This is a genomic window from Streptococcus mitis, assembly GCF_002096925.1.
Lineage (GTDB): Bacteria > Bacillota > Bacilli > Lactobacillales > Streptococcaceae > Streptococcus > Streptococcus mitis_AF.
This window is the reverse complement of sequence record NZ_NCVN01000031.1, coordinates 1-7,946: the sequence shown is the minus strand read 5'-3', so window position 1 is coordinate 7,946 and position 7,946 is coordinate 1. Positions and strand designations below refer to the sequence as shown.

7 protein-coding genes are annotated in these 7,946 nt (G+C 39.7%); all 7 read right to left on the bottom strand.

The features are described 5' to 3' along the window. Positions 1-158, bottom strand: a 158-nt coding sequence (locus B7692_RS06225; protein WP_205008222.1) for a transposase, incomplete at its 3' end; no start/stop codon positions are given. A 187-nt stretch (positions 159-345) separates the two neighbouring features. Further along, entirely contained in the window at positions 346-1,689 is a 1,344-nt protein-coding gene (locus B7692_RS06220; protein WP_004238723.1) for a DEAD/DEAH box helicase, read from the bottom strand. A 138-nt stretch (positions 1,690-1,827) separates the two neighbouring features. Further along, on the bottom strand, positions 1,828-2,643 hold the full coding sequence (locus B7692_RS06215) for an endonuclease/exonuclease/phosphatase family protein (RefSeq protein WP_084863100.1): 816 nt from the start codon (positions 2,641-2,643) through the stop codon (positions 1,828-1,830). A 51-nt stretch (positions 2,644-2,694) separates the two neighbouring features. Then, positions 2,695-4,875: a PTS transporter subunit IIBC gene (locus B7692_RS06210; protein WP_084930232.1), complete on the bottom strand. Its 2,181-nt coding sequence runs from the start codon at positions 4,873-4,875 to the stop codon at positions 2,695-2,697. 184 nt (positions 4,876-5,059) lie between these two features. Continuing rightward, positions 5,060-5,986 (bottom strand): permease-like cell division protein FtsX, encoded by a 927-nt coding sequence (gene ftsX, locus B7692_RS06205; RefSeq protein ID WP_000625545.1) that lies wholly within the window; start codon positions 5,984-5,986, stop codon positions 5,060-5,062. Next, a complete protein-coding gene (gene ftsE, locus B7692_RS06200) occupies positions 5,979-6,671 on the bottom strand; it encodes a cell division ATP-binding protein FtsE (protein WP_033685219.1) in 693 nt (230 codons plus the stop codon). The genes ftsX and ftsE overlap by 8 nt, the downstream gene beginning before the upstream one ends. A gap of 17 nt (positions 6,672-6,688) precedes the next feature. Further along, a protein-coding gene (gene prfB, locus B7692_RS06195) for a peptide chain release factor 2 (RefSeq protein WP_100198837.1) occupies positions 6,689-7,784 on the bottom strand; the annotation gives its coding sequence in 2 pieces (ribosomal slippage) (positions 6,689-7,711 and positions 7,713-7,784; 1,095 coding nt in all). Positions 7,785-7,946 lie beyond the last annotated feature (162 nt).

Here is a 7,946-nt window from a genome sequence, read left to right as displayed (position 1 = left end):
ATTTCAACTCCTTTATAGCTACACAAGCGATGAAATATTTCGCCTAAACTACTTCGATATTGATTATAGATAACTTTTCGTCTATACTTAGGGGTGAACACAATGTGATACTTACAGTGCCACTTTGTGTGCGATAAACTATGAGCCTTTTGTGCCATATTTTTCTCCTTTCGCTTTACAATTGGCTTGAACACCTTTATTGTATCGCGTTCGGAGTTTTTTTGGTATAACCTTCGACGCGCACCCGCATAGCGGGTGGTTTTTTTGTCTCTCACCTAACGGAGCGAGACGGACTAATAGTCACATAATAAAAAAAGTTGGAGTACTGAGCTCCAACTTTTTCTATTAAAATGTTTGGCGTTTTGCTTTACGCTCTGCACGACCACGTGCGCGATTTTCAGCGCGCTTGGTCTTGCGGCGTTTTTCATCAACCGCCCATTGAATTTTCTTCTTATAACCTGGTTTGACTTTTTTCTTTTTCTTTTTAACCAAACCAATCATTTCGATATCAAGTTTATCTTGTTTTTTCTCACGGTTGGCACGACGATCACGGTCATAAGTATCTTGAAATTCCCCGTCTTTGACCATTTTAGGAGTAAACTTGATTCCCAATTTCTCCAACTCACGGATATCCGAGTCATCACTGGGTTGGTAAAGGGTAATAGCTGTACCTGGTAGGCCATTTCTTCCAGTACGACCAACACGGTGAACAAAGAAAGATAAATCTTGCGGAATGGCATCATTGATGACATGGCTGACACCTTCAATGTCAATCCCACGCGCTGCCAAGTCTGTTGCGACAATGTACTCAAAATCCAGATTTTTCACCTGGTTCATGATACGCTTGCGTTCACGAGGGGCAATATCTCCATGAATCTTCGCTACCTTCAAGCCTTGAGCAGTCAGATATGAATGCAATTCATCAGCACGCATTTTAGTGTTAACAAAAATCATTGCCAAATACGGTTGCATCAACTGAGTTAACTGGTAAATTTGAGCATTCTTGTCACGTCCCTTTGTAGAAATCAACCAATTATCAATGGTATCAGAAATGACCGTTTTGGTCTTGATTTTCTCCATAACAGGATTTGACAAGTATTTTTTCAAGAATGGTTGCAGTTTTTGTGGGATAGTCGCTGAGAAGACCATGAATTGCAAGTCTTTTGGAAGGCTTCCAGCAATCTTATCAACAGTTTCCAAGAATCCCATATCCAAGGTCATATCTGCCTCATCGACCACAAAGGTCTTAGCCTTGTGAATAGCTAGGTCACCAGACTTAACTAAGTCATAAATACGGCCAGGCGTTCCGATAACAATATGAGGCTGGTTACTTGCCAATTTGTCAATCTGGCGAGCCTTATCCGTACCACCCACATAATTAACCACACGAACTTCGACATCTGAGTGGGCTGCAATCTGACGGGCTGCTTGGTAAATTTGAGTAGCTAATTCACGGCTCGGTGCAGTAATGACTGCTTGAACACTATCGTCGGCTTCATCTAATTGCTGGAAAATCGGCAATAGGAAAGTGTGAGTCTTACCCGAACCTGTTTTTGATTCACCGACTAGGTCACGACCTGTCAAAACAATAGGAATCAACTTGTCTTGCACCTCTGTTGGAGTTGTAAATTTCAACTCCTCCAAGGCTTCACTAATATATTTTTTAAATTGAAATTTCGTAAATGACATAATATCCTCGATTCTATCTATCCTATCAATTATACCATATTTTATTCCATTTCAGTAGTCTCACTTATTTAGGCTATTTCTAGTAGCTTCTCTAGTAAAAAAGGCTGGAATTTGTGAATCCCAACCTCTTTTCAGTCATTATTTCCAGTTTAAAATAGCATTCAAGCCATAGTGATCACTCACTTGTGGACTCTTGTTACCATCAAATACGACATGTAAATTTTCCACCGCTAACTCCTTGGTAGTAAAAACATAGTCGATTCGAAGGGGTTCAGTGTTCCCCTTCCATCCATCAATTTCTGGTGGAACAGTATAGCTACCACTTTTATCTTGAGCAACTTCAAATGCGTCTTGTAAGCCTAATGGACTAGCTAAAATAGCTTGGTAACCTTCCTGACCAGCTGGATTGTTGAAATCTCCAGCTAGCAAAAGCGGCTTGTTCAATTCTTTCAAGACAGCTTCAAATCGTGCCCATTCTTCTTGGAAACCTTTATCCCACCAAGAAAGGTGGACACTGGCAACTGCAAGCTCCTTACCATCAACTACAGTTTCAGCCAAGGCAACACGACGAGTATGATAGTCTGTTGGATCATCCACATCTGAAACCAAAATTTCTCTTGCTTCAATAGGTGTTTTAGACAAGATAGCTACACCTTCATGGTAGCGATCATAACCGATATGGTTATAGGCCCAAGTCCAGTAGTAATTTTTCCCTTGCTCAGATAACTTTTCAACCAAGAGTCTAACATAGTGATCTTGGTGAATAGGCTCAGCTGCTGGCAAAGCTTGATAAAGATCATTGACCTCTACCTCTGGAGATGTGATCTCCTGATTGATTTCTTGGAAACAAATCAAATCATAGTCTTTTTCAAGGATATCCTCAAGCAAAATCTGGAATTTTTCCTCAGCTTCTTTTTCCATCCAACTATGAGTATTGAGTGTTAAAAATTTCATTCTTTTCTCCCAAAATAAGAGGTTGGAATACAGCTTCCAACCTCAAGTATATTACAATTCTACTTTAGCAACTGCTGTTTTAGCTGCAAGAGAACCTGTTTTTTCTAATTTAACTGATTTAATTGCATCACCATTTGTGAAGACAACTACTGTTGAAGTTTCACGTCCTGCTGCACGGATAGCATCCAAGTCAGCTGTGACAAGGAGATCTCCTGCTGCAACTTTTTGTCCTTCAGCAACATGAACTGTAAATGGTTTACCTTCAAGACTTACTGTGTCCAAACCAATGTGAACAAGTACTTCAAGGCCTGCTTCAGTCACAAGACCAAGAGCATGTTTTGTAGGGAAGATACTTGATACAGTACCTGAAACTGGAGATACAATGTTTCCATTTGCAGGTTCTACTGCAAATCCGTCGCCCATCATTTTTTGAGCAAATACTGGATCTTTAACTTGTTCCAAGGCAACAACTTGACCGTCTACTACTGAGTAAACTTCCTCAGTAAGACCTTTGAAGTGAACAGTGTTTTGTTGCGCTTCTGTCATTTGACTTGGAAGAGTTTCAGGAATGATTTCACCTGAATCAAGGATATCTTGGATATCAGATTTCAATACGTCTGCTTTTGGACCGTAGATAGCTTGAACTCCTTGTCCTTTCATGACAAGACCCATAGCTCCTTCTGCTTTCCATTGTTCTGCATTTCCTACTTTATCTGCATCTTTAACAGTTACACGAAGACGAGTCATACATGCGTCAACATCAACGATGTTTGCACGTCCACCAAGAAGGTTGATAATGTTTACAGCTTGAGAGCCTGCTGCAACTTTCACTTCGCTGCTAGATTCTTCTGAACCTTCAGCAGTTTCGTAGTTTCCGTTACGCCCTGGAGTTGCGTAGTTGAATTTTTGAATCATGAAGTTTGCGATAAAGTACATGATTACAGCAAAGAGAACAGTTACCCAGATAAAGTTAACGATATCCATACCAATACCAGCATTAATTGCTAGTGGTGTACGAGTCAAGAATTCAATTGAACCGAATGAGTGGACACGTAGGTTTACTACGTCAGCCATAGCGAAGGCAGCACCTTGAACAAGTGAGTAAACAAGATACATAGGTGTTGCTACAAACATGAACATGTATTCGATTGGTTCAGTAACCCCTGTCAAGAATGTTGCAAGAGCTGTCGCAATCATCATACCTTTATATTGATGTTTCTTATCAGCATCGACATTACGGTAGATAGCAACGATCACACCCATCAAGATACCGAATGAACCGATCATTTGTCCAACTTTGAAACGAGCTGGGTGAACAGTATCTAACAATTGTTGGTAGTGACTTGCATCTGTACCTTTAAGGTTAACAAGGTCTGTTACCCATGCAAGCCATAGTGGGTCTTGACCAAATACTTGAGTACCTTTAGCTGCACCAGTTAAAATGTCATAAGTACCACCAAGAGCTGTGTAGTTCATTGGGATAGTCAACATATGGTGAAGACCAAATGGCAAGAGCAAACGTTCCAAAGTACCATACAAGAATGGTGCAAGGATTGGAGCAGTTTCTTGTGAGTTAGCAATCCAGATACCAAAGCTATTGATACCTGTTTGAACTACTGGCCAGAAGGCAGCAAGTAGAATTGCAGCGATTGCTGAACGAAGAATAACTACAAATGGTACGAAACGTTTCCCGTTGAAGAATGAAAGTGCATCAGGAAGTTTACGGAAGTTGTAGTATTTATTGTAAGCAGTTGCCCCTACAAAACCTGAGATAATCCCTACAAACACACCCATGTTCAATGCTGGAGCTTCAAGAACACTAATGAAGTAATCAGCAACTTTGATTGAACCACCAAAGAGAGTTGTGACCATAGCATCTGGATTTTTCAACATATCTCCTGATACACCAAAGATTGTACCAGTGATACGGTTAATCAAGATGAAGGCAAGACCAGCGGCGAAAGCACCACCAGCACGTTCTTTAGCCCAGCTTCCTCCAATTGCTAGGGCAAACAAAATGTGAAGGTTACCGATAACCCCCCAACCAATTTGCTCAAGAATTCCACCTGTAACTACAAGTGGTGCAAAAGTTGGGTTAATCATTACGATAGACTTACCGATTGAAATCATCAAACCAGCAGCCGGCATAACCGCGATAACCACCATCAAAGCCTTACCGAATTTTTGCCAAAACTCGAAAGACAAGACATTTTTGAATGTATCTTTCATCATTCAAATCTCCTTTATTTTTATTTAGGCAAACGTTTTACGAAAACGTTTGCACTTTCTATAATTCAATTATACCACTTTAATTTTTTTTGTAAAGGCTTTTATAAAAAAAATTAGACTTTTTTCTAAAATTTTTGTAGTAAAAAAGGAGATATTAAAACCTCCTCAAATATACTTCTATTTTATTTTAGATTTTCAGGAATCGGCGCATAGAAATTCCTGATCCGATTGAACCGATAAAAATTCCAATCACAAATAATAAGGCAATCATCAGTGGACTGAATACTTCTGGTGATATCATTGAAAGGTTCTGACCAACCAATGACTTATTAACCGATTGGTAAACCATTTTATAGACAATAAATACCAGAACTGATGGAAGTGTTGCTCCAAGTAAACCAATAAAGGCACCTTCAAGCAAGAAAGGTCCGCGGATATAGCCATTCTTAGCACCTACTAAACGCATGATTTGAATTTCACGGCTTCGTGAAATGATGGTGATACGTATAGTATTAGAAATCAAGAACACCGCAATGAAAATCAATAATCCAGCGATAACTAGTCCCCAGACACGAATAAATGAGGCTAACTTAAACAAGCGTTCTGTATTGGCACCACCATCTTGAACTTCTGACACACCTTCGATTTTTTTAGCCTCTTCTGCTACTGTCTTTACATCACTTGGTGTATTGGTATCTACTATATAGGCATCATAAAGTGGGTTTGCATCACCTTCAAAGATTTTCCAGTTGTCCCCCATTGTTTCTGTCAACTTTTCATATTGTTCTTCTTTGCTTGAGAAGGTAACACTTTTAACAGTTGACATACCTTTCAAAGCATCGTATACCTTATGGTAGTCGTTATTTGTAACAGTTTGGCCTTCTTTTTCAATAGTCTCACTATTATCAGCTACATCCTTACGAATGTATACCATTACTCGGACGTTATTTTCAATATCTGTAGCTAGTTTAGCCGTATTAAAGATAACAGATGCAAATATTGCAACCAAGGTCAAAGTAATCATAACTGAACTAACAGCAGCTACTGTCATCCAGCCATTTCGTTTCAAACTTTTTAACGATTCAAATAAATGACGAAAAAATCTACTAATCATCGTATCCATATTCTCCTTTAGCTTCGTCACGAACGACACGGCCATTTTCAATGGCAATGACACGGTGGCGCAAGGTATTTACAATCTGACTGTTGTGGGTAGCCATCAAGACAGTTGTACCTTGGAGATTGATGCGTTCCAGCAAGTTCATAATTTCCCATGAATTATCTGGGTCCAAGTTTCCTGTTGGTTCGTCCGCAATCAATACTTTTGGATTGTTTACAATGGCACGTGCAATTGCAATCCGTTGCTGTTCTCCCCCTGAAAGTTCATTTGGGAAAGAACGAACCTTATGCTTCAATCCAACCAAGTCTAAGACTTCCATAACACGTTTTTTGATATTACGGCGACTTTCTCCAATTACCTCCATTGCATAAGCAATATTTTCATAAACGGTTTTCTTTGGTAACAGTTTATAATCTTGGAAGACAACCCCAACACTACGACGTAGGAGAGGAACATCTTTCTTTTTAATTTTAACCAGATTAAAACCAGCAACAGATAAGCTTCCTTTTTCGATTTTTACTTCTCGGTACAAAGAACGAATAAAGGTTGATTTCCCAGCTCCTGACGGACCTACGATATAGGCAAATTCCCCGGGTTCAACAGTGACTGAGACACCTCGCAAAGCTGTCGTTCCGTTATCATACTTTTTGACAACATCTCTCATTTCAATGATTGACATATGAGCTCCTTTCTATCTTAGCTGATTCTCCACTTGAGATAGGCATCAATAAAACCATCTAGGTCTCCATCCATAACCTTATCTACTTGTGCAACTTCAAAGCTAGTTCGGTGATCTTTTACCATAGTATATGGCGTAAAAACATATGAACGGATTTGGCTTCCCCATGTGATTTCCTTTTTCTCACCCTTGAGGGAATCAACTTCCGCTGCTTTCTTTTCTTGCTCCATTTGATAGAGCTTAGCCTGCAACATCTTCATGGCACGATCTCTATTTCCATACTGGGTACGATCGACCGTTGACTGGACAACAGTCCCAGTTGGAATGTGTGTTAAACGTACACCTGTTGAAACCTTATTGACGTTTTGTCCACCAGCACCACCTGAACGGAAGGTGTCCATCTTGATATCATCTTCACGGATTTCCACTTCAATGGTATCATCCAACTCTGGCATCACTTCTACAGATGTGAAAGAGGTATGGCGACGTTTAGCAGAGTCAAATGGTGAAATTCGCACCAAACGGTGTACCCCCATTTCTGACTTGAGAAGACCATAGGCATTAGGTCCTTCAAATGATAAGGTTACTGACTTGATACCAGCTTCATCTCCTGCTTGGTAATCCAATACTTCCACTTTAAAGCCTTTAGCATTTCCATAGCGAGTGTACATACGAAGCAACATATCACCCCAGTCCTGAGCCTCAGTACCACCGGATCCTGGATGGATTTCCAAGATGGCATTATTATGGTCATAAGGTTCTGACAAGAGCAAGGTCATCTCGTAACTGGTCATCATCTTATCAAGTTCTGACAACTGTTCAACCAATTCTTCATGTACCGACTCATCTTCAGCTAAAAAGTCTAATAAAATTTCAACTTCATCCTGCAACTCTTCCATTTTGTGAAAGGTGTTATAGGTGTTTTTTAATTCATTTAATTCTTGCGACGTTTTTTGGGCCGCGATATTATCGTTCCAAAAATCAGGTTCTGTCATCTTGTTTTCCAAGATGGCAATCTCTTCCTCTAAACCTTCGAGGTCAAAGAGACCCCCTGAAAGAAGCTAATTTTTCACGATTTGCGTCAATTTTCTGACGAATTTCTGAAATGTCCATAAATACTCCTTTTTTACATTATTTCATTATAGCATATTTTATCATTTCTTTCCATCTTTTGCTCTAATCCCCTTTTCATGGAAAAAGAGGTAACTTCTCAAAGTAACTTCCACTTGGCTAGCCAAAGTGGAAATTAGTCTAAAACGGATTTTTATGGTGGAA

Coding starts and splice junctions, on each gene's coding strand:
- B7692_RS06210 (WP_084930232.1), bottom strand. CDS start 4,875: ATGATGAAAGATACATTCAAAAATGTCTTGTCTTTCGAGTTTTGGCAA.
- B7692_RS06215 (WP_084863100.1), bottom strand. CDS start 2,643: ATGAAATTTTTAACACTCAATACTCATAGTTGGATGGAAAAAGAAGCT.
- ftsX (WP_000625545.1), bottom strand. CDS start 5,986: ATGATTAGTAGATTTTTTCGTCATTTATTTGAATCGTTAAAAAGTTTG.
- ftsE (WP_033685219.1), bottom strand. CDS start 6,671: ATGTCAATCATTGAAATGAGAGATGTTGTCAAAAAGTATGATAACGGA.
- B7692_RS06220 (WP_004238723.1), bottom strand. CDS start 1,689: ATGTCATTTACGAAATTTCAATTTAAAAAATATATTAGTGAAGCCTTG.